The following is a 23,785-nucleotide window of genomic DNA, read 5'->3' as shown; positions in this document are numbered from 1 at the left end:
GTGGCGGGAGGCTACCCGCCGATATTCACCACAATGCCGTCGCGACCGGCATTAGCCTGAGGCATGGCAGCCCAGGCGATAGAACGTTCAGAGCTAAGCGTCAGGGCTCCGATGTAGGTGTTCGCGTCGGTAGAGAAAATCACTGCCTGCGCGTCATCCGCCACGGTTTTCGGATCGAAGACAATGCTGGATCCAGCATTGATCTCCAGCTTCCTGCCCTTGCTGAGCTTCCCATCCTTGCGCACCACCGTGGCTTCCACGGAGGAATCCGCGTCGACCGCGGCCAACGAGAATTTGCCGGTGCCATTGGCCGGGAGCGGCATGGCCTGGGTTCCGGCCAAAACGTTGGAGCTGGCGGCCCATGCGGTATCCGAGGAGTCCTTCGGGTTGCTGCCTCGGACCATGCGGACCGCAGCGGTCACCGGAGCGTCCGATTCCACCACGATGGTGTAGTAGCCGGCAGCAAGCTGCTTGAGGCTCTGCACATCGGTGGCGTTGGAGGCCACCGCAAGGTTGTCATCAAAGCTGGCGGCTACTTCGCCGTCCTTGCCCAGGACCTTGACCTTGTAGCCGGCGCCGGAGGAACCGGTGGCGGAAACGTGCAGCTGCGGCACCAGGGAGCTATCGTCCTTGCTCAGGGCATCGGCATTTGATTTCTCATCGATCCAGACGCCCGGGATCACCTGGGTGTTGGATGCCGAGGCATTCGGAGCCACGAAGTCCACGCCGGATGGGGTCAACCCGCGCAGTGCGGCTTGCTGCACCGAGGCGGTGATCTTGCCGCCAACGCTGGTGACCTCTGCAGAGACCGAATCCATGTTCTGTGCGTAACCACCCAGAACCAGGGCGCGGCTCTCCCCCGGCGCCAGGACGATGCTCTGCAGGGTCGGGGTGTCGATCAGGCCTTCTGGCCCGCGCAAGCGGACGGAAATCTGAGCGGTGGTATGGGTCGGATTCGACAGGTTCATCACGCTGGTCGAACCGGTGCTGGTCTGCAAGCCGGTGAATCGCCAGTTCGATGCTGGCGCCTGGCAGGTGGCGGTGGCCAATCCTGCAAGGTCGCCGTCCTTGGCCTGGTAGCTGCGCAGCGCGCTGCCTTCCGAGGCCAGGCCGCCAAGGGGCTGCAGCGAATAGACCTGCGCATCGTCAGCGTCATTGATGGTCGAGATCTTGCTCGTGCGTCCGGTCTGTCCGTCGTCATCTGAACCGCGTGCTTCCAGGGCTTCGGCTTCTGCGATGCGCTTGGTCAGCGAACGTTCCGATGAGCCGTCAAGCTTGGCGAACGAGGATCCGGGGATGCGCTTGGCCAGGTCCGAAACGGCAATGCTGCGCAGATTGCTGGAGATCTCTTTGGCACCGGCGGCGAACTGCGGGTCGGTGCCGTCAACGCCCTTGAGCAATTGCGGGGTGGGCGCGCAGATGCTGCTGGCATCGCCTGCCGGCAGGTTGGTCACGGCCGCTGGCAGCGTCTTTTCCGCGGCCTTCGGAGCGATCACGGATCCGCCAGCAACCACTGCGCCGGCAGCGATGACCGCAGCCAGGCTCAGCAGCACGGCACCGGTCTTCTTGCGGGTGGGCGCGGTGGCCGCGTTCTTGCTCGCGGCGACTCGTGCCTTGTCCAGCTTTTTGCGGCGCGCGTTGACCTTGCCGTCGGTGGACTCGCTGGCCGGGCTTGCTTCGGTGGCCTGGGCTTTGTGGGCCTGCTCTTCCTTAGCTGCCTCGGCTGCGCGGATCTTTTCCAGCTTGCGGCGCCGCTTGGTGGCCTTGGCGTTTTCCGGTTCCCCGGCGGTGTCCTTGGACGCAGCTTCTGGGGTTGTTGCTGCAGGGGTCGCTGCTGCGCCAGTTGCCGCGGCAGCTGCCGAAGCACCAGCGGTTTGTGCGGCCTGGCTCTTGCCCTCGGCCGGCGTTTCAGCCTTGCCAGCAGAAGTCTTGTCCGATTCGGATTTCTCCGGTTCTGCCTTGTGGGCAGCCTTTGGTTCATGAGCGGCAACAGGCGCCGGCGGGGTCGATGTGTTGGCGGCCTTGTGCGCCGGATGGGCCTCGGGCGAGACCGGATCCTGCGCCGGCGCTACAGCTGGCTGGTCCTTGGCCTCAGAGGCAACCTCTGGCTTGGCGTCGGATGCTGGTTCTGCGACTGGGGTGCCCGCTGCCTTCGATGGTTTCTCGCTGGCAGGCTCGGATTCCTTGGCCGGCTCGGCCTTGGGCTCGGCCTTGGCATTGGCCTCAGGCGTAGAAGCTGGCGCAGCCGCAGGCTTGGCAGTTTCCTTGGCCTCAGCCTTCTTCTCGGCCTTGGCCTCGGCCTTGGCTGCGGCTTCTTGCTCAGCCTCGCGAGCTTTCTGCTCCTTGGCCGCGTTCTTCGCATCGGCCTTGGCACGCTGTTGCGCTTCTTTGGCGCGCACCTTTTCGAGCTTTGCATCGACCTTGGCTTTGGCCTTGGCGGCCTTCTGCTCAGCCCGGGACAGGGCGGCGGATACAGGTTGCGAAGGTGCCGCCGATTCCTGCGGGCTTGCCACTGGCTTTGGCGCAGGAACCTGCTCGGCTGGCTTGTCAGCAGAATCCGCTGAGTTCACGTTCTTCTCGTCGCTCACTACTTCTTCTCCTGCTCGGCGTCATCGTCCGAAATTCGGTCGTTGAGCTTCGGGGTCAAGTTCTCTCGGATCTCGCTGGCACGCTCACGGGCCTCGCGTCGGCTCTGCGGAAGCACGCCGGTAGCCGTGGAAGGGCTCTGTACTTCAGCCGCCGCCAAAACCTCGGAACCGTCTGCCAGTTCTTCGTCTTCTGCCCGTGGTTCACGGAACCGGTAATCGCTATTGCGGTAGTTCGCGAAGCGCCGGGAGCTTGGAACCGGGATGGCCAGCAAGATGGTGATCAGCAGGACTAGGCAGCCAAGAATCAGGACTGGGGTTGCCATGACTTCCTTGTGCGACAGCGTCAGTTCGCCGCCTTCGGCGGGAACTTCGAAGGCTTGTGCCCAGCGAGTGTCCGAATCCTCAGGGTAAGCGACGGAGCGCAGCGCGTCACCGTTAATACTTGCCCGCAGCTTGGCATCGGCGGGCGTAGCCAGGACCAGGGTGCGCTTCGAATCGGACGCAGGGATTTCCACCTTGCTGTTCTTTCCGCGTTCGCTCGGCAGCACCGTGACTGTGCCATCTTCACTGACCAGGCGTGCGAAACCGGTTCCTTCGGCGCCAGCCGAAGTTCCGTAATCCACGCGCCAGAGCCAGCCGCTGTCGGTTTGGCCTACAGACGCCAGGCCAGTGGCAGCGTCAAGGGTGCGCACAGTTGCGGGAACGGATTCGCCGGTTTCGTTCAGGACGATGTAGCCGATGCCCAGTTCGCGCAGCGACTCGCGGGAATCAAGTGCCGACTCGGAGAGCAGCATGGCCACTGCCTTGCTCTGCACCGAAGCGGTGATGGATCCTTCATTGCGTTCTGGATCCAGCAGGCTTCCGCCCAGCGCCTTGACCTGCGAGAAGCGGCTGATGCTATCCAGGGTTTCGCCAGAGCCGGAGACCAGCTGGCTGTCGATTTCTCCGGAAGACCGCGGGCTGAGCACCAGGGTGCGTTCCTGGAATTCCGAACGTCCTGCATCGGCCGCCGTGGCTGGCAGGGTACGTGGCTGCGATGAGCCCACCTGCTGGGTGTTGACCAGCTTGGACAGGGATTCCGAGGTTGTAGCCGGGTTCAGCTGCGTAGCCAGGAGCACCGAGCCGGAAGCCAGAACTGCCACAACGCTCAGTGCGGCCATCAGGCCCAAGAGCGGCCGAGGGGCACCTGCGCGAATGGCTCGTGGCTTGTCCTCGTGGCGCAAAGCGGCCAAGGCATTGGCTGCGGCAGCCATCAGGGCGAATACCGCGAAGGAAACAAATGGTCCGGTGTACGCGGTTACCGCGGTATGCGAATCCATGGTGACCGGGATGAAGCCGATGGCCCATCCTGCGGCCACGGCGATCACAGCTGCCCAGAGCAGCCGGCGGGAGTTGCGGCGCATGACGGCATTGAAGCTGAATGCGGAGCTCAGGGTGCCGAAGACCGCCATGAAGATGATTGGCGCGCCGACCAGGAGTGCGGCAACCAGTGCCCATGGGCCGGCAGGCAGCATGTCCCAGCCGACCAAGCCGACCTTGGGGTCGAAGGCCTCCGGGAAGCCGAGCAGCATTTGCCATGGCGATGCCGGCGAGAATGCTGTGGCAGCACCTGGCTCGGTGAAGAGCAGTCGTGGTTCGCTCAGCGAAGCCACCAACAGCGGAAGGTTCCACACCACGGCCGGCAACGGGATCCACCACAGGCTGCGTGCTCGCTGCAGCGACGACAAAGCCAAGGCGTAGATCAACACGGTGGCGGTGAGGAAGAATGCCATCGATCCTGCGGAGATCGCCCAGAGCAGCAAGGCTGCCGAAGCTGAGGCCGTCCAGGCCGAAACCGACTGCTGCTTCGCAGTCTTGGGCTTGGCCCCTTCGACGGCTACCTGAGCGTTCATGGAACGCAGGATTGCCAGGACAAAGACCGGCAGGAGGATATGCACCATGGCTGAACCGACGCGGCCGGAGGCCAAGGACGAGGTCAGCGATGGCAGCAGTGCCCAGATGAGCGCCGCGAAGAATCGTACGGCTCGGGAGCGGCTGACCGCTCCAATGCCCCACCATGCGGTCAGTGCCGCTAATGGCATGGCTGCGAGGAAGAGGTAGGGCGAGGCCTGGTTGGCGTGGCCAAAAGTCGCCAGCGAGAACAGCCAGAAGAGGATATCGGAGTTGTCAGGCGGCGCGCTCACACCGGTGCCGATGCTCTGCCACCAGGACAGGGCGTTGGCGCCGACTTCCTGGGTGCTCTGCGAGAACGGGCGCAAGGCGCCACCGGAAAGAGCGGAAGCGCCCAGCACGTTGCGCCAAGCGATCAGCGAGGCGGCGACGGAAAGCAGCAGGGCGAAGATCAGGGACAGGACCGCGGTGGTGCGTGGCGGGCGGGCGATACGGACGAAGTCCGAGAAGTTATCGCCGCTGGGCTCCACCATGGCGTCAGCTCCGCTGCCATCGCCATAGACTTCAGCATCGTCGCGTCCGGTATTCAGGTTGCGGCGGTATTCGCGCACTTGGGCAGCCGAGGTCATCAGCTTGCGCACCTGCCGGCGGGGAACCTGTCGAATCTGGGAGACGTTGCGACGCGAGGCCGCCAGCTTGCCCGGGGTGAACAGGCCACGCAGGGTCGCGCCGAGGTGGCTGAACCCATGGCCGGGGTCCTTGGCCAGCAAGGCCATCAGGAAGTGGCCGATGGCTCCGAAGAGCAGCCCGATCCATAGGAATGGCAAAGCCAGCGGCGAAGCGAACTTCAGTCGCTGGAAGACTTCCGAGCGCTTGGCTTCGCGCGGTCCAGCCAGGGAGTCGACTACCTCGACCTGGTGGTACATCTTGGCGGTCGGGACCACTACCACGCGGTGCCCGGCCAAGCGGTTTCGCCAGCACAAATCTACGTCGTCGCCGCGGCCTGGAATTGCCGGGTCGAATCCGCCGAGGTCTTCGAAGACTTCGCGGCGGATGAACATGCCTGCCGAGGACACGGCAAAGTAGTCGCTGCGTCCGTCATACTGGCCCTGATCGACTTCGTCGGTATCGATCATGGTCAGGCGCTGGGCCTTGCGGTCTACGCTCAGGCCCACTTCGGCCAGGTGCCGCGGGTTGTCGATATCCAGCAACTTGCAGCCAGCGATAGACACCGACTCGGAAGCTTCGACGGCTCGCGTCAAGTTTTCAAGAGCATCGGGTGCCGGCATGGAGTCATCGTGGATGATCCACAGCCACTCATCTCGGTCGGCGCGAGCTTCTGGAAGCTGCGAGACAGCTACTTCCAGGGACAGGCCCAGGGATCCTTCCTCGGCCAGCAGCAGGGCTGCGTTGGAGGGTAGGTTGGCCCGAAGTACTTCAAATGAAGCATCGGAGGAAGAAGCGTCGACTCCGACAAATCGTTCAATAGGCCGCGACTGGTTGCGCAGCGCGGCCAAAGTGCGTGGTAAAAAGTCAGCGCCATCGTGCGAGGCAACGATGGCGGTGACGTGAATTGGCGGACGAATTAGATTGCTCGTTTCCGTAGACGGCGACGTTCGCGCTCTGAGAGCCCTCCCCATATGCCGAAGCGCTCATCATTGCTCAAGGCATATTCTAGACATTCAGAGCGGACAACACATGCGCCGCAGACGCGTTTCGCGTCGCGAGTCGAACCACCCTTTTCAGGGAAAAACGCTTCCGGGTCCGTTTGGGCGCACAGTGCGCGGGCTTGCCAGCCCAGTTCGCCTTCATCAACTTCGCCGCCAACACCGAGCCATACGGCCTTGATGGTGTCGCGTACTTCTTCGTCCTCATCCAGTTCCGGCGCCCAGGATCCGACTGAAGGAATTTCTTCAGCGTCCGGTGCCGTGTCGTGCTCTTTAAGGTAATTGTCGGCCGCGGTCTCCAGATCGGCTGCTACTGCAACACGTGCGGACTCACCGGCTTGAGGGTCGACAAACCAGTCAGACGGTGCGTCTTCAAGCCCGTACTGAGCGGACGCCACAGCCGAGGTCGAAAATTCGGAGTACCCCTGCTCCAGATTCGCCATGGTGATGTTGACCTTTCGATTGGTTTGAGTGGATTGGGCCTTCTCTGGCACCTACCCATCCGGCAGCATTTATTCCATCAATCTAGAGAATGTGATGGATTCCGCCGGACTCACCCTCTAATTACATCCGTGTAACTCCGCTAGAGTCAAGTGGGGAGGTCATTCTAAGAAGACTTCTCAGGAAACTCTCGGCACAACACGCCGTCAAAACAGGCAGATGAGACGGGCGAGTCTCGATTTGCTTGAATTCTCGGTGAATTCTCAGTATCTAGTTTTAAAGGACGTTCAATGAGCAGCATTCAACGGCAAGGAACTTTCACAGAGGAACTACTTGCGCCACGACGGGCCTCGGCTTCCCCGTGGCTGACGTGGCACTCACGCAGCGGTGAGCGCATCGAGCTCTCCGCGCGAGTATTTGACAATTGGGTAGCCAAAAGCGCCAATTTGCTCAGCGATCTTTTCGACCTGGATGAAGGCTCCACCGTCGTTATCGATCTCGCCCCGCACTGGAAGTCCCTGGTGCTCGCGCTGGCCTCATTGCATCATGGCGCGACCCTCGTCGACGCCGGACATGAGAACGCCGCGCAGGCCGCGCTGTGGATCACGGCCGAGCCCAACGATGAACACATCCCGGGAAGCAGTGAAATCCTCGCCGTGAACCCGGCAGCTCTCGCGCTGTCCTTCGGCTCGGATCTCGGCCCCGTCGCCGAGGACTTTAATGCCTCGGTACGTTCTTATGGTGATCAGTTCTACCCGTCGGCCGTTTCTTCCTCGACAACCGCTCTGGCAAGCAGCACCGGTTCGGCTCTGACGCTCAATGAGCTCTTTGGCAGTTCCGTTGAGGCGCAGGGCACCATCCTGGTGCGCGTGCAGCAGCCGCTGCTGGCTCTTCTGCCTTATTTGATCGGCCAGTGGACTGTCGGCGATGCAGTGGTGCTCGTGGAAGATGGCGTGGAAGTCACCGAGCGCTTGCGTGAGGGCGAGCGCATCAACTTCGACTATGAGCCTGCCTGCTAGCGCATGACCTTCGGCGTTGAACCGGTATCGGTGGGACCGGTGGATCCATCCACCGCTGCACCGGTATCGGTTTTAGGCCGCCCGAGGAGTTCGTGATCGTGGGCGAATTCTTCTTCCTCATCCATTTCGTTGCCGAAGACCCAGAAGCGGTAGGCGAAGAAGCGGAAGATGGTGCCCAGGATCAAGCCGACCACCGAGCCGGCGATGAACACCGAGGTCGGATCGGTCAGGCCCAGCCAGTACTTGGTCACCCAAACGCAGGCTGCTGCGATGCCCAAGCCGATGGCGTTCATGATGATGAACATCACCAACTCGCGGACCACGTTGGCCTGGCGGCGGTGGCGGAAGGTCCAGTAGCGGTTGGCTACCCAGGAGAAGATGGTCGCAACGACACCGGCGATGATCTTTGCCTTCACCTGCGAGTCGCTCATGGAACCGTGCAGCAGCCAGACGTAGATGCCCGAGTCAATGATGAACGCGATGCCACCAACGACGCCGAACTTCGCAACTTCACGCCAGAACAGCGAGATGAGTCCGGCAATTTTTGATTTGATGCGCTCGAGCAAATGGTCCTCCAGGGAATCAAGTTCCCGTCTGGCTAGCAGTAACAGGGCGCGCGGAGCCGAACTCCGGGCACGCGATCTAGCTATTTTATCCGTATTTTCTGGAGATTGACCGAATTGTGAGAGTAATCAGACATCTCGCATGCGATTCTGAACCGCGCTTTCGATACCCTAGATATCGTGAGCTTTCCAAAAATTGGTGTGATTGGTGGCGGGCAGCTAGCCCGAATGATGGCCCCCGAGGCCCTGAACCTAGGATTTGAACTTCATATCCTGGCCGAAGGGCCTGACGTTTCGGCCGCCCGCAGCGTTCCAGATGCGCCCGTGGGCGACTACAAGGACCTCGATACCCTGCGCGCCTTCGCCCAGGGCAAGGACGTCGTCACCTTTGACCACGAGCATGTCCCCAACGAATTCCTGACCACGCTGATTGATGAAGGCGTCAACATCCAGCCTCGTCCCGCAGCGCTGATCCACGCCCAGGACAAGCTGGTCATGCGTGAAGCCATTGAACGCCTGGGCCTGCCCAACCCTGCCTGGGCAAAGGTCGAGACCGTCGAAGAGCTGATCAGCTTCGGCGAGGAAACCGGTTGGCCGATCGTGCTCAAGACGCCTCGCGGCGGGTACGACGGCAAGGGCGTGCGCATGCTCGATAACGTCCAGGACGCCAAGGATGCCGCCGATTGGTTTGCCAACGGCCCGCTGCTGGCCGAGGACAAGGTCGATTTCTCCCGCGAGCTATCCGCATTGGTAGCCCGCACTCCTTCCGGTGAAGCCAAGGCGTGGCCCGTGGTCCACACGATTCAGGTTGATGGCGTCTGCGACGAGGTCATCGCTCCCGCGCAGGACCTCGACCAGGCCACCGCCACTGCAGCCGCCGAGGCCGCCCTGCGGATCGCCAACGAATTCGGTGTCACCGGCGTGATGGCTGCCGAGCTTTTCGAAACCCCTGGCGTCGGTGCCGGATTCGTCATCAATGAATTGGCGATGCGCCCGCACAACACCGGGCACTGGACCATGAACGGTTCGGTCACCAGCCAGTTCGAGCAGCACCTGCGTGCCGTCTTGGATCTGCCCTTGGGCCAGACCCGCGAACTCGGAGTCACCGTCATGAAGAACTACCTCGGTGGCGCCAACGAAGACCTGTACTCCGCCTTCGCCGCCGCCCTGGCCGCGGCCCCCGAGGTGAAGGTCCATGCCTATGGCAAGTCCGTTCGCCCTGGCCGCAAGATCGGGCATGTGAATGTGGTGGCCGATGCCGGGCAAAGCGTGGATGAACTGCGCGAGCAGGCCAATAAGGTCGCCGCGCTGATCCGCGACGGCGTGGACGCCAAGAACTAACCTTTATTCCAGCAAGAGCCACTGCACCTTCGGGCAGTGGCTCTTACCAATGACATACCCAAGGAAAAATCTGATGTCTGATGCACCTCTTGTCGGCCTAGTTATGGGTTCGGATTCCGATTGGCCGGTCATGCGCCTGGCAGCCCAGGCACTGGCCGAGTTCGGCATTCCATTTGAAGCCGACGTTGTTTCGGCCCACCGGATGCCCACCGAAATGATCGAATACGGCAAAAAAGCGCATGAGCGCGGACTGCGCGTGATCATCGCCGGCGCTGGCGGCGCCGCCCACCTGCCGGGCATGCTCGCAGCTGTTACTCCGCTTCCTGTCATCGGAGTTCCAGTTCCACTGGCTAAACTTGATGGAATGGATTCTTTGCTGTCCATCGTTCAGATGCCTGCAGGAGTCCCCGTAGCAACCGTTTCCATTGGCGGTGCACGCAACGCAGGTTTGCTTGCCGTGCGCATGCTCGCATCGGGAACCGACGAACTTGCACAGTCGTTGCAGGTAAAGTTGCTTCAGTTCGCAGATTCACTGCGCGAGTCAGCCCACGCCAAGGGCGCTGCGCTGCGCGACGAAGTTGCCAACGAGAATTTCGCTTCCTAGGGAAAGTCACACAAGTACATGGGTTCTGCCAGTCACCGCGCACCAAGTCCGTTGCGCCAGCCGGAGACAATAAGCGCTCCGCAACGCAGCAAACGTGCGCTGATCTTGGTTCTTCTGACCATCTTCTTCCCGGGCAGCGCACAGCTGGTTGCCGGTAACCGGAAACTCGGACGGCTTGCGGTCTCCATTACGATGCTGTGCTGGGTTGCCATTCTCGGCATCCTGGCAATCTACTTCATCAACCGCTCGGTCATCCTCGGCTGGGTGGCGCACCCGAACTTCCAGATGTTCCTGATCATCGTGCTCGGCACGTTGGCCGTCGGCTGGTTCATCATGTTCATCAACACCTTGGTGATCATCCGGCCCGGCATGCTGGCCCCCGGCATGCGCGCGATCGTTACCGTCTTCACCCTGGCCGCGGTGGTCGCTACCAGCGGCGTATTCATCTACGGCGCGTCCTTGCTGAACACCGGTCGCGAGACCATTGTCTCCGTCTTCGACGAAGGCCCGGCCTTCGATCCGATCGATGGCCGCTACAACATCGCGGTATTCGGCGCCGACTCCGGTTCCAACCGCGAGGGCGTGCGCACCGACTCCGTGGCGCTGCTTTCGGTGGATGCCAAGACCGGCAAGACCCTGCTGATCTCGGTGCCGCGTAACTTCCAGGGCGCCCGCTTCACCGATGATTCGCCGATGAAGAAGATCTGGCCTGACGGCTACAACTGCGGTGACGAATGCATTTTCAACGCGATCTACCGCAACGCTGCCGACGAGCACGCTGATGCCTTCCCGTCTTCGGTGAAGAACGTCGGCGCGCAGGCCGCCATGGACGCGCTGGAAGGCACCACCGGGTTGCCGGTACAGGGCTACGTCATGGTGGACATGGCTGGCTTTGAGCAGTTTGTCGATGCCTTGGGCGGCGTCACCATTGATTCGGGTGGCTGGGTACCTTACAACGGCAAGCGCTACCCCAACAGCACCGTGCGCACCCACTGGTTCGCTCCGGGCACCCAGACCTTCACCGGCAAGCAGGCCCTGTGGTTTGCCCGCTCGCGTGACTTCACCGATGACTACCACCGCATCAAGCGCCAGCAGTGCTTGCAGCAGGGCATCATCAAGCAGTTCACCCCTCAGACCATTCTGACCAACTTCACCAGCATCATGTCCGCCGGCGAGCAGCTGGTGGAAACCAACATTCCGGCAGGCCAGCTCGGCTCCTTCGTGTCCTTGGCTGAGAAGGTCTCTTCACAGCCAATGGCTCGCCTGACCTTGGGCGCGCCGGACTTCGAACGCACCTTCTCGACCTATCCCGACTTCGACCGGCTTCAAGAGAAGATCCGCACCCTGATTGCCAAGCAATCGGAGAGCGAGACGAAGAAGTCCGAGAAGTCTGAAGCCCCGAAGGAGGATGAAGGCTCCTCCAAGTCTTCTGAGCCCGCCAAGAGCTCGGAAAGCGCTGAAGAGAGCGAAGAGACGTCGGATGCCACCGACATCAACAACGCTCCGAAGCTTTCCAATGGTGGTGACCAGGAGTTCACCCAGCCTGATGGAAGCCCGATCACCGAGGAATACCTGGTGCAGCTGGAAATGGCTGGATACACCACCCGCATTTCACAGATCGCCGCCAACAACGACGAGTGCTCTGTTCCGTAAACGGTTAAGCCCCCCGACCGCAACGCAACCCAATCACTGTTCCTGAAAGGCTATGGTCAAACAACGTGTTCGAGTTGAAAAACGCGATGAGGGATTACCACTGGGGATCTGAGTCTCAGATTTCCGACTTGCTGAATCTGCCTGCGGAAACTTCCCCGCAGGCAGAGATGTGGCTTGGCGCCCACCCGGGTTGCCCGAGCCGGCTGGCCGATGAAGACATTGCGCTCAATGATTTCATCGCCCAAGACCCTCAGCACGTGCTGGGGGCAACGGTCGCGCAGCGCTTTGGCCGCCTCCCGTACCTGTTCAAGGTGCTCTCGGCGACCCAGCCGCTGTCGATTCAGACCCACCCGACGCTCAAGCAGGCCCAAGAGCGTTTTGCCCTGGAGAACGCCAGCGGCAAGCCACTGGAGGCGGCCGACCGCAACTACCGGGATGATAACCACAAGCCGGAAATGCTCTACGCGCTCACCGACTTCGTGGCCCTCTCGGGCTTCCGCCAGCCGGGACAGATCATCAAGGATCTGCGTGTGCTGGCTGCAGAATTGCCTGCAGGCCAAACAAGCGAGATCGAGACGATCGTCCGGTCCCTGCAGGGAACGGATCCGCTGGCTGCCGCATTCAAACTTGTCCTGACCGCGGGCGAGCCGATTGCCCGAACCGTCGACCTGATCTGTGCTGCCATCGAGGCTTCGCCGCAGTTGAGGGCCAACGTCCACTTCGCCGAGCTGGTATCGATCAACAAGATCTACCCATCGGATCCGGGCGTGCTGGTCGCGTTGCTGCTGAACCTGGTGTTCCTGGAACCCGGCCAGGCGATCAGTCTGGGCGCCGGAAACGTCCATGCGTACCTGCGCGGATTGGGCATCGAGGTCATGGCCAACTCGGACAATGTCCTGCGTGGCGGATTGACCAGCAAGCACATCGATGTCCCCGAACTGCTGGACGTCACCATCAGCGAGCCCTCCCCCGCACCGATTCTTGCGCCGGTGGCTTTGGGTTCCCACGACCGCCTCTACAAGCCGGACTTCGAAGAATTCCAGCTGCAGGTTCTGGATCCCAAGAGCGCAGGATTGGCCTCCGAGCTCCAGCTGCATGGCGCGGCGGTTCTGCTGTGCACCTCGGGTGAATTCCTGATTCAAACCCAAGAAGGCCAGCGCAGAATCGAACGCGGGCAGTCGCTCTTCATTACCGCTGCAGAGCTTCCGGCTACCGCAACCCTGCAGGGCACCGGTGCTGGACAGCTCTTCGCTGCCAGCGCCCAGATCGACTAGCGCCGGACTGGATCCAGGCTTGGAATAACCCAGCCCATAAACTGATGGCCATGAACCTATGCAGGTTCATGGCCATCAGTGCGTTGTGCCCGGATTTAGCGGGTGTAAGCTTCCCACTTATCCTGGTGGTGCTCGCCCTCGACAAAACGGATGGTGCCGGACTTGGCACGCATCACGATCGACTGGGTGCTGATGCGGTTGCCCTTGTATCGAACGCCGCGCAGCAGGTCGCCATCGGTAATCCCGGTAGCTGCGAAGTAGCAGTTATCGGAGGTTACCAAGTCGTTGGTGGTCAGTACGCGGTCCAGCTGGTGTCCTGCGTCCAGGGCCTTCTGCTTTTCGTCGTCATCGGTTGGCCACAGTCGACCCTGGATGACGCCGCCCAGCGCCTTGATGGCGCAGGCGGTGACGATGCCTTCAGGAGTGCCTCCGACACCCATCAAGGCGTCAACACCGGTACCTTCGCGGGTTGCCGCGATAGCACCGGCAACATCGCCGTCCATGAGCAGCTTGGTGCGGGCACCAGCTGCGCGGATCTCTTCGATGAGCCCGGCGTGGCGTGGACGGTCCAAAACGGTGACGGTGATCTGGCTGATCTTCTTGCCCTTGGCCTTGGCGATCAAGTGCAGATTCTGCTTCACCGGCAGACGCAGGTCAACAAGGTCTGCGGCTTCCGGACCGGTAACCAGCTTTTCCATGTAGAAAACGGCTGAAGGATCGAACATGGATCCACGGTCAGCCACTGCCAAAACAGACAGTGCGTTATTCAGGCCCAGGGCCGTCAAGCGGGTTCCATCAATAGGGTCAACAGCGACATCGCATTCGGCACCGGTGCCGTTGCCGACTTGCTCGCCGTTGAAGAGCATTGGGGCTTCGTCTTTTTCGCCCTCGCCGATAACGACAACGCCGTTGAAGTTCACGGTGGAGAGCAGACCACGCATCGCATCAACTGCAGCGCCGTCGGCTGCATTCTTGTCGCCGAATCCAACCCATGGCGTGGAGGCGATGGCAGCGGCTTCGGTAGCGCGCACCAGTTCCAGTGCTAGGTTGCGGTCCGGCTCCGCGTCGGTTACCGACAGTCGCGGAGAAAGGTGGGCATAATTGTTCTTTTCGGTCACGAAAGATCCCATCACTGAGTCGTAGTCATTGCGCCTATGCAAACACCCACATTCTATCTTGTTCGGAATTTCCGTGACAGTTCATGTCGCCATGGCTTTTCAGCAACCCAACGTGGGGTTGGGCACGCTGGTTCGAATTACACAGAATCATCGGGGAGAATAGAAGACGTGCAACTTGAGAACAACAGTGGGAACACCGTGCCTGTGAACGAGCCTTCGGACCAGCCAGCTGAGACAGCTCCTGGACAGCGTCGTGATCTGAATGATCCAGAAGCCACCTTCGAGGATCTGCCGTTCAAGCCACAGCTCACCGAGAAGCAGGCCAAGCGCGCCAACCAGACCTTTAAGGGCATGGTGCTTTCGGTTGGCTTCACTCTCGCAGTTGTCATTCCCCTGGTCCTGCTGAACCCTGCTCCCAAGGACGAGGCATTTGAAAGCAAGGTCAACTTGCAGCAGACCGCCGAGCAGACCGAGCAAATTGCCGGGTTTGATGTCTTCGCTCCGGATCTGGGTGATGGGCAGTACGCCAACTTCGCACGCTGGCAGGCCAACACCGCGCAGGGTGTCCCCTACTGGGAATTCGGCATTGTCACCCAGAACAAGGATTTCGTGTGGGTGCGCCAGGCTGCTGAAGCCAACGACACGTGGATTGCTTTGACCACGGATACAGCCGTGCCCTCGGGCACCAAGAAGATCGGTGGCTGGGAGTGGGAGGTCCGCGTCAAGGACGAAACCACATACCTGATTTCCAAGCACAAGGATTCAACGCTGATCCTCTCGACGGATACCTCCGAAGAGCAGCTTGAGAATGTCGCCAAGCTGGCTGAATCGACGCTTAGCTAGTCAGTATTATGACTTCGCACTGACGACATATATTCGATATTCGAACATCTTCCCGTAGACTTTGGCATATGCCATCTGAATCTTCCACTCAGTCCCTGTCGCCTAACGAGGCCTGGGAAAAGCTTAGCGCGGGAAATATCCGCTTCGTCAACGAAGAAACCGAGCACCCCAACCAGGACAGCGCACGACGCGAGAAGCTGATTTCCGGCCAGGAACCCTTCGCTGTCATCTTCGGCTGCTCGGATTCCCGGCTTGCCGCTGAGATCATTTTCGACGTGGGATTGGGTGACATGTTCGTGGTGCGTACGGCGGGCCACGTCCTGGACCCGGCTAGCCTCGGTTCGCTGGAATTCGCCGTCGACGTCCTCAACGTCCCATTGATCGTGATCCTGGGGCACAACTCCTGCGGTGCGGTCACCAGCGCCATCAAGGTCAAGGAATCGGGCAACATGCCCAAGGGCTTTGTGCGAGACCTCGTTGAGCACATCACCCCGTCGGTCCTGGCTGCCGAGCGCAAGGGCATCACCGACGTGAACGGCACCGTCGTCGAGCACGTTAAGCAAACAACGGACCGCCTTGTGGACCTGTCCACCATCATTGCTCAGGCCATCGAAGAAGGCCGCACAGCCGTGGCTGGCGTGACCTACCACCTCCATGACGGCCGTGCCCAGCTGGTATCAAGCTTAGGCCTGGACTAGACGGCAACTCGTCACAAGAGTTTCCTTGTAGATCGGTATTTATTCCCGTTTGGTGAAGCGTCACTGCTGGTTGTGATATTTACGTCAGGGTTCTGTCTTTTAATTGCCTTCGAGGCGTAATCTGGGCGCATGACTAACAGTGACGATTTCCGCATTGAACATGACACCATGGGTGAAGTCCGAGTTCCAGCTCAGGCTCTGTACCGCGCACAAACCCAGCGCGCCGTCGAGAATTTCCCGATCTCAGGCAAGACGCTGGAGTCATCGCACATCAAGGCACTGGCGCAGGTAAAGAAGGCTGCGGCCCAGGCCAACCTCGCGCTCGGCGTCTTGGACGCCGAGCGCGCTGAGGCGATCACGGCTGCTGCCGAGGAAGTTGCCAGCGGCAAGTATGACGAGCACTTCCCGATCGACGTTTTCCAGACCGGCTCGGGAACCAGCTCGAATATGAACACCAATGAGGTTCTGGCCGAGCTGGCCACCCGTGCATTGAAGGCCAAGGGAAGCAGCACCGAGGTCCACCCCAATGACCATGTGAACGCTTCGCAGTCCTCGAATGACGTCTTCCCCACTTCAGTCCACGTCGCGGCCACCGGCGCTCTGATTAATGACCTGATCCCTGCGTTGGGACAGCTCGCCACCGCGCTGGAAGCCAAGTCTGCTGAATTCAAGGATGTCGTGAAGTCCGGCCGCACCCACCTCATGGATGCCACTCCGGTGACCCTGGGACAGGAGTTCGGCGGCTACGCCGCGCAGGTGCGCTACGGTATTGAACGCGTCGAGGCAGCCTTGCCTCGCGTTGCCGAGGTCCCTCTTGGCGGCACCGCAGTGGGCACCGGAATCAATACTCCCGACGGCTTCCCGCAGAAAGTGCTGGAGTTCCTTCGCCAGGATACCGAGCTCCCGATTACAGAAGCCCGCAATCACTTCGAGGCCCAGGCCAACCGCGACGGCCTGGTCGAAGCATCCGCTGCCCTGCGCACCATCGCGATCTCGCTTATCAAGATCGCCAACGATTTGCGTTGGATGGGCTCTGGCCCCAACACCGGTTTGGGTGAAATCTCCATTCCTGACCTGCAGCCGGGCTCGTCGATCATGCCTGGCAAGGTCAACCCGGTAATTTCCGAAGCTACAATTCAGGTTGCAGCCCAGGTCATCGGCAACGACACGACCATCGCGTGGGCCGGCACCAATGGCGCCTTCGAATTGAATGTCGGCATTCCGGTGATGGCTTCAAACCTCCTCGAGTCCATCCGACTGCTGGCCAATACCACCAGCGTCATGGCAGAGAAGATGATCGATGGAATCAAGGCCAATGTTGAGCGTGCCCGCTTCCTCGCCGAAGCATCACCGTCCATTGTCACCCCGCTGAATAAGCTGATCGGCTATGAGAACGCAGCCAAGATCGCCAAGAAGGCCGTGGCCGATGGACTGACCGTTCGCGAAGCCACCATTGCCCTTGGCTTCGTTGAGCGCGGCGAAGTCACCGAGGCCCAGCTCGATGAACTGCTGGATGTCTCCACGATGGTGGGCAAGCACTAGGCATCGCCCAAAGAGGCAGGTGGCCCGTCACCATCCGGATCAATGATCACGGATAGTGGCGGGCCGCCTGTCATTCAGTCCAGGGTAATCCAATAACGGCGCACATCATCCGGGCAGCCGAAAAGTGGCCCGACTACGCTCCGGGGCTTGATGCTTTCAAGTACTCCGCCGCAGGATTCGATGGTCTTCGCTGATCCGATGTTGGAATCATTGCAGGTAATCATGACTTTCGGCATTCCCAGTGCTCGCGCTTGCTCCAACGAGCCGGCGAGCGCCAGCTTGGCTAGTCCCCTGCGCCTGGCACTTGGCCGGATGCCGTAGCCAATATGGCCGCCGACTTCTTTTAGATAATCGTTGCCTAGTTCATGCCGCAAACTCACTGCGCCCAGATACTGCTCGTTTTCCACTACCCACAGGGTGCTCTGCAAAACGAAACCGGGCAGGGGCGTGAAGTCCGGCGTTGCCAGATCCTTGAGCAATTGCACCCACAACGCAAAATGCGCAGGGTCAGCCAGATCCCAGCCATATTTATCGGCAAAGAACATCGAGGCGCCGTCTTGGTCCACGCCGTTCCATTCCGCAGTGCTCTGCATAAATGATTGATGCAGGTCAACGGTGGGTTCGCGAAGTTCTATCTGACTCATGACGCCAGCCTAATACACTTGGCGGTTCATGCCGATTCCCCGCTAGTCAGCAACTGGAAATGTTGCAGATCACTTAAGTTGCACCCTGTACAGCATAGTGCAATACTGCACTATATGGATGATAGTGCAAAAGATGAAGCTGGGGTGCCTAGCCAGGCGCCAACGTTGAGCGGACGCATGCAAAAAACCCGCACAGCCATCACTCGCCATAGCCGCGAGCTGACGGCGGAGTTCGGCTTTAACGGTTTCACCATTGAACAGGTATGCGAGCGCGTCGGCATTTCTCGCCGCACCTTCTTCAACTACTTCCCCAGCAAAATCGACGCGGTCTTCGGACACGACTCCGACGCCATGCCAGAAGGCATAATCGAGCGTTTCATGGCCGCCCGGCCCAAGGACATCACCGGCATTTCCCCGACATTGCTTGCGGATTTGACGGCGATGACTGCCGAACGACTGAGCTTTGACGAAGCCGAAATCATCAGCACCCACGGCTTTTTCACCGCTGCCCACCGCGACCCCGACCTGTTGCAGCACATGGTGCAGACCGGGCCCAAAAAAGAGGCGGAATTCCGTGAACTCATCGCGTCACGCGAAGGAATGGATCCGCAGGATCCACTGCTCTCAAGCCTCTTGCACATCATCAAGCACACCTCCCTCCAAGCCATCGAAGCCTACGTTGAAGACTCCGGCAAGCGCCCGCTGGCCGAGGAGTTCATGGATCTGATGAGCAGGATCCAACACATCATGGGCCAGCCCCTGAAACGCAGCGACGACTAACCGACTTTTCTACCCCATCTCGCAAGGATTGCCATGTCAACAACCACCAGTTCCCGGAAAACCCCGGGCGATGCGCCACTGGTACTTACCCAGCGGCGCATCTGGATCATCTTCTCCGCGCTGATCGCAGGAATGCTCCTGTCATCACTGGATCAGACCATCGTCTCCACCGCCATGCCGACCATTGTCGGCAAGCTCGGCGGCGTAGAGCACCAGGCCTGGATCACCACCGCTTACCTGCTGGCTACCACCATCGTGATGCCCATTTATGGCAAGTTCGGCGACGTACTCGGACGCCGCAACCTGTTCATGATTGCCATTGCCCTGTTCACGCTGGCTTCGGTTGGCGCAGCATTCTCCACCAGCTTCTGGATGTTCGTGATCTTCCGTGCCATCCAGGGCCTGGGTGGCGGCGGCTTGATGATCCTCTCGCAGGCCATCATTGCTGATATCGTCCCGGCTTCCGATCGCGGCAAGTACATGGGACCGCTGGGTGGCATCTTCGGTTTGTCCGCAGTCGCCGGCCCGCTGCTTGGCGGCTTCTTCGTTGACCACCTGACCTGGGAATGGGCTTTCTACATCAACATTCCGGTAGGCATCGCCGCCTTTGCCATCGCCTGGTTCGCTCTGACCCTGCCTAACAAGAAGGCAGAAAAGAAGATCGACGTCCTCGGCGTGCTCCTGCTGTCGATTGCCACGACCTGCCTGATCTTCTTCACCGACTTCGGCGGCTCCTCCGCACACGGCTGGGCAGCAGTGGAAACCTGGGCTTGGGGCGCCGGCCTGGTTGTCGCCGCGACCTTGTTCGTCTTGGCTGAAGCCAAGGCCGAGGATCCGATCATCCCGCTGAGCCTGTTCAAGAACAAGGTCTTCATCAACGCCACGGCCATCGGCTTCACCCTGGGCATCGGAATGTTCTCGGCAATCGCCTTCGTGCCAACCTTCCTGCAAATGTCCTCGGGAACCTCCGCTGCCGTATCCGGCCTGCTGATGGTTCCAATGATGGTCGGCATGATGGGTACCTCGATCTACTCCGGTATGGCAATCTCCAAGACCGGTCGATACAAGGGCTACCCGATCGCTGGCACCATCGTCACCCTCGCGGCCATGCTGGCCTTCACCACCCTGACCGCGCAGACCCCGCTGTGGCTCATTTGCGCCTACCTGTTTGTCCTGGGCGCCGGCATGGGCCTGATCATGCAGGTTGTGGTCCTGGTAGTCCAGAACGCCGTTGGCCCGGAAATGGTCGGTACGGCCACCTCCACGAACAACTACTTCCGTGAGGTCGGCGCATCGCTGGGCGTCGCGATCTTCGGTGCATTGTTCACCAACAACCTGTCCGAGAAGCTCCTGAATGTCTTCTCCGGTGCGGGTGCCAGTGCCGCTGATGCCGGCCAGGCTGCCGCCACGCTGGATCCGCAGACCCTGTCTTCGCTGCCTGATGCGCTGCGTGACGGCATCGTTGATGCCTACGCCAGCTCGCTGGCTCCGGTCTTCTGGTACCTGATTCCATTCCTGGTGGTGGCCTTCGCCCTGGCCTTGTTCCTCAAGCAGATCCCGCTGTCGGACACCGCCGGCATGGTCGCTCGTGGCGAAGCCATCGGCGGCGATGACGCCATCGCTTATGAAGAAGCCCAGCGCGCGGCGCACACCGAGCCTGCTGGAAACGACATGGAATCTGAAGGCAACGTGCTGGTCGCTGAGCGGACCGGCGACGAGGGCATTCCAGAGGAAACCAAGTAGCACTCAGGTAGCTGCAGCCCACTGCAGCCCAAAAAGCATCGGGGCGCGAACCATATGGTTCGCGCCCCGATGCTTTTTGTTGATGGGCTATGCGAAATAGCCGCCCGGGCGTGGGGCCAGAGCCCACGACAGGGCCCGCTCATGCAGTGGAGGAAGTTCCGGACGATCCTGCAGATCGAAGTACCCCACCTCAAGATTTTCGTCATCGTTGATCACTGCATCGCCGCTCAGATGCCGGGCACGGAAGACAATATCAAGATATTGGGCGTTATCGCCATTGGGATAAACAGTTGGCGCAGTCACTCCCACGCCGATCAAATCCGTCACCTCGCATGAGACACCTGTCTCCTCAAGCACCTCACGCTGGGCGGTATGCGATGGCTCCTCGCCCGGGTCGATGATTCCGGCGGGCAAGGTCCACAAGCCGTTATCGGCGCGACGCACCAGCAACACCTGCTCGCCATGGAATACAACCACTTTCACCCCGGAGAGCCACAGCATCTCATGACCTATATGTGTACGCAGCTTGGTGATGAATTCAGGAGTTGCCATGAATTCATCGTGCCATAAGCAGCACAGCGAATGCTCCAAGGATCATGAACGGGCCGAAGGGCACGGCGGACTTCAAGGTCAGCTTGCGCGCCGCTACTCCCCCGATCACCCAGCATGTTGCTGCGACAAAAGTCAGCAACGTCGCAAGGAACAGCGAGGACAACGAATAGTAGCCAAGGTTCAAGCCGAGCACCGCCGCCAGCTTCACATCGCCCATGCCCATGGCTCCGGCAGAGATGAGGCTGATCAGAAGATATCCCCCGCCCAGCAAGAGCATCCCCAAGGCTCCTTGCAGAATTCCGGGCAGCCCATCGCGGCAGATGCCCAAACAAAGAACAAAGACCAGGCTGGCAATGAACCACAGGCCCACAAGCCGATTCGGCAGTCGATGGCTGGAGATATCTTCCTTGGACAGCAGGAAACCAAAAACAGCAAAGCAGAGCACTTGGAGCATCACAAGGACCGCCTCGAAGGGACCTTCTAATGCAATGCTCCAGATCTGCGACATGTATAGAGCATAAACATCAACCACTGGCCGCGGGATGCCCGGCCCCTCCCTTGTGAATAATTCAGGCGCTTCTACAATTGGAGTATGGACGTACCATCAGCTCCGCTGTACTTCCCTGATTCTCCGATGCCAGACTCCACCGCTCGGCGAAAGTTCCGTGCGCTGGCCCGCTCCGCGCCATGGCTGAGCACCTCGTTGAACATTGAAATCGATATTCCCGAGGAACTAGGCGATCCTTCCCGAGGCCTTGCCGGCACCGTGACAGCCAAGCTTCGCCAACGCGAAGCCATCGCCGTGCACAATGCCGCCGGAGACCTGGTTTTCCAGGAGGAGACCTTCAGCGCCCAACGCAGCCGCGATTATGTTGCTGCCACCAATTCGTCGTGGAAATTGCCATCCACGCTGATCACGCCGGTATATACGGCGGATCATCTGGTGCTGCGCCGGCCGGAAATCGCCGGATTCAACGGGCTGATGCCCTTGGATTATTGGGCTGCGATATTGGACCCGGTCGAGATCGCCGGGCGTGAACCGGCTGCCCTGGATCTGGCTTTTGACCATCCCACCTATATCCATGAGCTGCGCGAAATATCCTACGAAGGACGTTCAGCGGTGGCCGCAGTGCTCAGCGCAGGGCACACCTACCAGCCGACCTTGGCGAACTTCGTCTTGGTTCCCGCTGAAACCCGCACGCTGTTGATCTTGGATCAAAATACCGGGGTGGTCCTCCTGCGCCAGGTGCTCACCGGTTCGGAGGCCCAGGCCGCTCCCGACTTGAAGCTGCGTATCCTGGCCCAGGATGAGTACTACATCAATTCGCACTTCCAGAAGGTTCATTGGCTCGACCAGCCGGTAGTGCGCTCCTAGAATCCACCGCCGCTGCTCGTTGAAAACGAACTGGCTTCCGCCCCTTCATTCAGTTGAAGGGGCGGAAGCCAGTCATGTTTCCGAGAATTAGCGCAACGTCGGCGAATCGAGCATTTCGGTCACCAGAGCGGCAATAGCTGAACGCTCGGAGCGGGTGAGCGTCACGTGCCCAAATAGGGAATGTCCCTTGAGCTGCTCCACCACCGCGGCAATGCCGTCATGGCGACCCACATGCAGGTTATCGCGCTGGGCCACGTCGTGGGTGAGCACCACCTTGGAGTTCTGCCCGATGCGCGAAAGCACGGTAAGCAGCACGTTGCGCTCCAGCGACTGGGCCTCGTCAACAATGACATATGAATCATGCAGGGAACGTCCGCGGATATGCGTCAGCGGCAGGACTTCGAGCATTCCGCGCTCCAGGACCTCATCGATCGCGTTCTTCGAAACGATCGAGCCGAGGGTGTCGAATACCGCCTGGGCCCACGGCCCCATCTTCTCGCCTTCAGAGCCCGGAAGGTAGCCCAGCTCTTGGCCGCCCACTGCATAGAGCGGACGGAAGACGGTGATCTTGCGGTGTTCGCGGCGTTCGAGGACCGCTTCCATTCCGGCGCACAATGCCAGTGCCGATTTGCCGGTACCGGCGTTGCCGCCAAGGGAGACGATGCCCACCGACGGATCCATCAGCAGGTCAAGGGCGATCCGCTGCTCTGCGCTGCGGCCATGCAGCCCAAAGGCCTGCTGATCTCCGCGAACCAGCTTCAGCGTGGTCTCATTGGTTTTGCGGGCCAGTGCGCTGCCGCGTGGCGAGGTGATCACGAAGCCCGTATTGATCGGCGCTTCGGCAACCGCGGGCAGGTTGGATAGCTGTTCGCGCTCGTAGAGCGTCGCCATCGATTCCTCATCCAGTTCCAGCTGCTGGATTCCGGTCCAGCCGGTGGGGGTGATCAGCTCGTTGCGATAGACCTCGGCGTGGATACCCATCGCGGAGGCCTTGATGCGCATGGGCAGATCCTTGGTCACCAGAGCGACGTCAAGCCCTGAGTCCAACAGGTGCTTGGCAACGGCGAGGATGCGGGCGTCGTTATCACCCGAGCGCATTCCGACTGGGAGAACTTCAGGAGCAATGTGGTTGAGTTCGATGCGCAGCGTGCCTCCTGCCGATGACACCGGAACGGCCTGGGCAAGTCCGCCGTGGCTGGCAATCAGGTCATCAAGCAAACGCAAGGCTTGGCGCGCAAAGTAGCCGAGATCGGGATCCTTGCGCTTGTTCTCCAGCTCGGTGACCACAGTCAATGGAATCACCACATGATGCTCTTCAAAGTGGAACATCGCCTTCGGATCAGAAAGCAATACCGAGGTGTCAATGACGTAGGTTCGTACGTCCTGTTCGGCAGTTCGGCTCATGGCAGCGCACCCATTCTCGAATCCGGCGTGGGGACTCTCCCCACGC

At 60.5% G+C, this 23,785-nt stretch carries 20 protein-coding genes; 11 read left to right on the top strand and 9 right to left on the bottom strand.

Annotated features, from left to right (window positions below; genetic code table 11):
- Positions 1-11: 11 nt before the first annotated feature.
- The 3 genes from D3791_RS12190 to D3791_RS16840 are packed head-to-tail and all read right to left on the bottom strand — an operon-like array spanning position 12 to position 6,588.
- The gene (locus D3791_RS12190; protein WP_172512363.1) at positions 12-2,588 is read right to left on the bottom strand and encodes a DUF5719 family protein; all 2,577 of its coding nucleotides are present in this window, start codon (positions 2,586-2,588) and stop codon (positions 12-14) included.
- Complete coding sequence (locus tag D3791_RS12185; RefSeq protein WP_172512362.1) at positions 2,588-6,118, bottom strand: glycosyltransferase family 2 protein; 3,531 nt, start codon at positions 6,116-6,118, stop codon at positions 2,588-2,590. The genes D3791_RS12190 and D3791_RS12185 overlap by 1 nt, the downstream gene beginning before the upstream one ends.
- On the bottom strand, positions 6,064-6,588 hold the full coding sequence (locus D3791_RS16840) for a WhiB family transcriptional regulator (RefSeq protein ID WP_081638083.1): 525 nt from the start codon (positions 6,586-6,588) through the stop codon (positions 6,064-6,066). The genes D3791_RS12185 and D3791_RS16840 overlap by 55 nt, the downstream gene beginning before the upstream one ends.
- A 288-nt stretch (positions 6,589-6,876) precedes the next feature.
- Here D3791_RS16840 and D3791_RS12175 point away from each other — a divergent pair, with 288 nt between their 5' ends.
- A complete protein-coding gene (locus tag D3791_RS12175; RefSeq protein ID WP_172512361.1) occupies positions 6,877-7,605 on the top strand; it encodes a TIGR03089 family protein in 729 nt (242 codons plus the stop codon).
- Here the strand turns inward: D3791_RS12175 and D3791_RS12170 are convergent.
- Positions 7,602-8,171, bottom strand: coding sequence for a GtrA family protein (locus tag D3791_RS12170; RefSeq protein ID WP_172512360.1), 570 nt, complete (start codon positions 8,169-8,171; stop codon positions 7,602-7,604). The genes D3791_RS12175 and D3791_RS12170 overlap by 4 nt on opposite strands.
- 177 nt (positions 8,172-8,348) lie before the next feature.
- On the opposite strand from D3791_RS12170, the gene D3791_RS12165 reads away from it, so the two are divergent.
- From D3791_RS12165 to manA, 4 genes are all read left to right on the top strand, one after another.
- Positions 8,349-9,509: a 5-(carboxyamino)imidazole ribonucleotide synthase gene (locus D3791_RS12165; protein ID WP_081638071.1), complete on the top strand. Its 1,161-nt coding sequence runs from the start codon at positions 8,349-8,351 to the stop codon at positions 9,507-9,509.
- A 73-nt stretch (positions 9,510-9,582) separates the two neighbouring features.
- Positions 9,583-10,113 (top strand): 5-(carboxyamino)imidazole ribonucleotide mutase, encoded by a 531-nt coding sequence (gene purE, locus D3791_RS12160; protein ID WP_022874935.1) that lies wholly within the window; start codon positions 9,583-9,585, stop codon positions 10,111-10,113.
- Positions 10,114-10,131: 18 nt separating this feature from the next.
- Positions 10,132-11,766, top strand: a complete 1,635-nt coding sequence (locus D3791_RS12155) for an LCP family protein (RefSeq protein WP_022874934.1) — start codon at positions 10,132-10,134, stop codon at positions 11,764-11,766.
- Between the two features lie 65 nt (positions 11,767-11,831).
- Positions 11,832-13,040: a mannose-6-phosphate isomerase, class I gene (gene manA, locus D3791_RS12150; RefSeq protein ID WP_172512359.1), complete on the top strand. Its 1,209-nt coding sequence runs from the start codon at positions 11,832-11,834 to the stop codon at positions 13,038-13,040.
- Between the two features lie 95 nt (positions 13,041-13,135).
- On the opposite strand, the gene glpX is transcribed toward manA, so the two are convergent.
- Positions 13,136-14,170, bottom strand: a complete 1,035-nt coding sequence (glpX, locus tag D3791_RS12145) for a class II fructose-bisphosphatase (protein ID WP_022874932.1) — start codon at positions 14,168-14,170, stop codon at positions 13,136-13,138.
- Positions 14,171-14,356: 186 nt separating this feature from the next.
- On the opposite strand from glpX, the gene D3791_RS12140 reads away from it, so the two are divergent.
- The 3 genes from D3791_RS12140 to D3791_RS12130 all read left to right on the top strand — a co-directional run bounded on the left by D3791_RS12140 (position 14,357) and on the right by D3791_RS12130 (position 17,241).
- Complete coding sequence (locus D3791_RS12140) at positions 14,357-15,001, top strand: DUF4245 domain-containing protein (RefSeq protein ID WP_172512358.1); 645 nt, start codon at positions 14,357-14,359, stop codon at positions 14,999-15,001.
- 68 nt (positions 15,002-15,069) lie between these two features.
- Entirely contained in the window at positions 15,070-15,699 is a 630-nt protein-coding gene (locus tag D3791_RS12135; protein ID WP_022874930.1) for a carbonic anhydrase, read from the top strand.
- Between the two features lie 129 nt (positions 15,700-15,828).
- Positions 15,829-17,241 carry a class II fumarate hydratase gene (locus tag D3791_RS12130; protein ID WP_022874929.1) on the top strand — a complete coding sequence of 471 codons (1,413 nt, stop codon included), beginning with the start codon at positions 15,829-15,831 and terminating at the stop codon, positions 17,239-17,241.
- A 74-nt stretch (positions 17,242-17,315) separates the two neighbouring features.
- Here the strand turns inward: D3791_RS12130 and D3791_RS12125 are convergent, their stop codons facing one another.
- Entirely contained in the window at positions 17,316-17,885 is a 570-nt protein-coding gene (locus D3791_RS12125) for a GNAT family N-acetyltransferase (protein ID WP_061953575.1), read from the bottom strand.
- Positions 17,886-18,062: 177 nt separating this feature from the next.
- Between D3791_RS12125 and D3791_RS12120 the strand changes: the two genes are divergently transcribed.
- Both D3791_RS12120 and D3791_RS12115 read left to right on the top strand, forming a co-directional pair.
- Positions 18,063-18,665, top strand: coding sequence for a TetR/AcrR family transcriptional regulator (locus D3791_RS12120; RefSeq protein WP_246242070.1), 603 nt, complete (start codon positions 18,063-18,065; stop codon positions 18,663-18,665).
- Between the two features lie 33 nt (positions 18,666-18,698).
- Entirely contained in the window at positions 18,699-20,408 is a 1,710-nt protein-coding gene (locus D3791_RS12115; protein WP_172512356.1) for an MDR family MFS transporter, read from the top strand.
- 87 nt (positions 20,409-20,495) lie between these two features.
- On the opposite strand, the gene D3791_RS12110 is transcribed toward D3791_RS12115, so the two are convergent.
- Entirely contained in the window at positions 20,496-20,960 is a 465-nt protein-coding gene (locus tag D3791_RS12110; protein ID WP_022874925.1) for an NUDIX hydrolase, read from the bottom strand.
- Between the two features lie 4 nt (positions 20,961-20,964).
- Positions 20,965-21,468: a prepilin peptidase gene (locus D3791_RS12105; protein ID WP_172512355.1), complete on the bottom strand. Its 504-nt coding sequence runs from the start codon at positions 21,466-21,468 to the stop codon at positions 20,965-20,967.
- Between the two features lie 84 nt (positions 21,469-21,552).
- On the opposite strand from D3791_RS12105, the gene D3791_RS12100 reads away from it, so the two are divergent.
- On the top strand, positions 21,553-22,335 hold the full coding sequence (locus tag D3791_RS12100) for a hypothetical protein (protein ID WP_172512354.1): 783 nt from the start codon (positions 21,553-21,555) through the stop codon (positions 22,333-22,335).
- Positions 22,336-22,422: 87 nt separating this feature from the next.
- On the opposite strand, the gene phoH2 is transcribed toward D3791_RS12100, so the two are convergent.
- Positions 22,423-23,739, bottom strand: coding sequence for an RNA 5'-3' helicase PhoH2 (gene phoH2 / locus D3791_RS12095; RefSeq protein ID WP_172512353.1), 1,317 nt, complete (start codon positions 23,737-23,739; stop codon positions 22,423-22,425).
- Positions 23,740-23,785 lie beyond the last annotated feature (46 nt).

Source organism: Glutamicibacter mishrai, from assembly GCF_012221945.1.
Taxonomy (GTDB): Bacteria; Actinomycetota; Actinomycetes; order Actinomycetales; family Micrococcaceae; genus Glutamicibacter; species Glutamicibacter mishrai.
This window is presented reverse-complemented; position numbering and strand designations above follow the sequence as displayed.

Excerpts from the sequence above, each read along its gene's own strand:
- glpX (WP_022874932.1), bottom strand. The coding sequence starts at position 14,170 with ATGGGATCTTTCGTGACCGAAAAGAACAATTATGCCCACCTTTCTCCG.
- D3791_RS12110 (WP_022874925.1), bottom strand. The coding sequence starts at position 20,960 with ATGGCAACTCCTGAATTCATCACCAAGCTGCGTACACATATAGGTCAT.
- D3791_RS12100 (WP_172512354.1), top strand. The coding sequence starts at position 21,553 with ATGGACGTACCATCAGCTCCGCTGTACTTCCCTGATTCTCCGATGCCA.
- D3791_RS12120 (WP_246242070.1), top strand. The coding sequence starts at position 18,063 with ATGCAAAAAACCCGCACAGCCATCACTCGCCATAGCCGCGAGCTGACG.
- D3791_RS12155 (WP_022874934.1), top strand. The coding sequence starts at position 10,132 with ATGGGTTCTGCCAGTCACCGCGCACCAAGTCCGTTGCGCCAGCCGGAG.
- D3791_RS12175 (WP_172512361.1), top strand. The coding sequence starts at position 6,877 with ATGAGCAGCATTCAACGGCAAGGAACTTTCACAGAGGAACTACTTGCG.
- D3791_RS12125 (WP_061953575.1), bottom strand. The coding sequence starts at position 17,885 with ATGAGTCAGATAGAACTTCGCGAACCCACCGTTGACCTGCATCAATCA.
- D3791_RS12135 (WP_022874930.1), top strand. The coding sequence starts at position 15,070 with ATGCCATCTGAATCTTCCACTCAGTCCCTGTCGCCTAACGAGGCCTGG.
- D3791_RS12130 (WP_022874929.1), top strand. The coding sequence starts at position 15,829 with ATGACTAACAGTGACGATTTCCGCATTGAACATGACACCATGGGTGAA.
- phoH2 (WP_172512353.1), bottom strand. The coding sequence starts at position 23,739 with ATGAGCCGAACTGCCGAACAGGACGTACGAACCTACGTCATTGACACC.
- D3791_RS12115 (WP_172512356.1), top strand. The coding sequence starts at position 18,699 with ATGTCAACAACCACCAGTTCCCGGAAAACCCCGGGCGATGCGCCACTG.
- D3791_RS12185 (WP_172512362.1), bottom strand. The coding sequence starts at position 6,118 with ATGGGGAGGGCTCTCAGAGCGCGAACGTCGCCGTCTACGGAAACGAGC.
- purE (WP_022874935.1), top strand. The coding sequence starts at position 9,583 with ATGTCTGATGCACCTCTTGTCGGCCTAGTTATGGGTTCGGATTCCGAT.
- D3791_RS16840 (WP_081638083.1), bottom strand. The coding sequence starts at position 6,588 with ATGGCGAATCTGGAGCAGGGGTACTCCGAATTTTCGACCTCGGCTGTG.
- D3791_RS12105 (WP_172512355.1), bottom strand. The coding sequence starts at position 21,468 with ATGTCGCAGATCTGGAGCATTGCATTAGAAGGTCCCTTCGAGGCGGTC.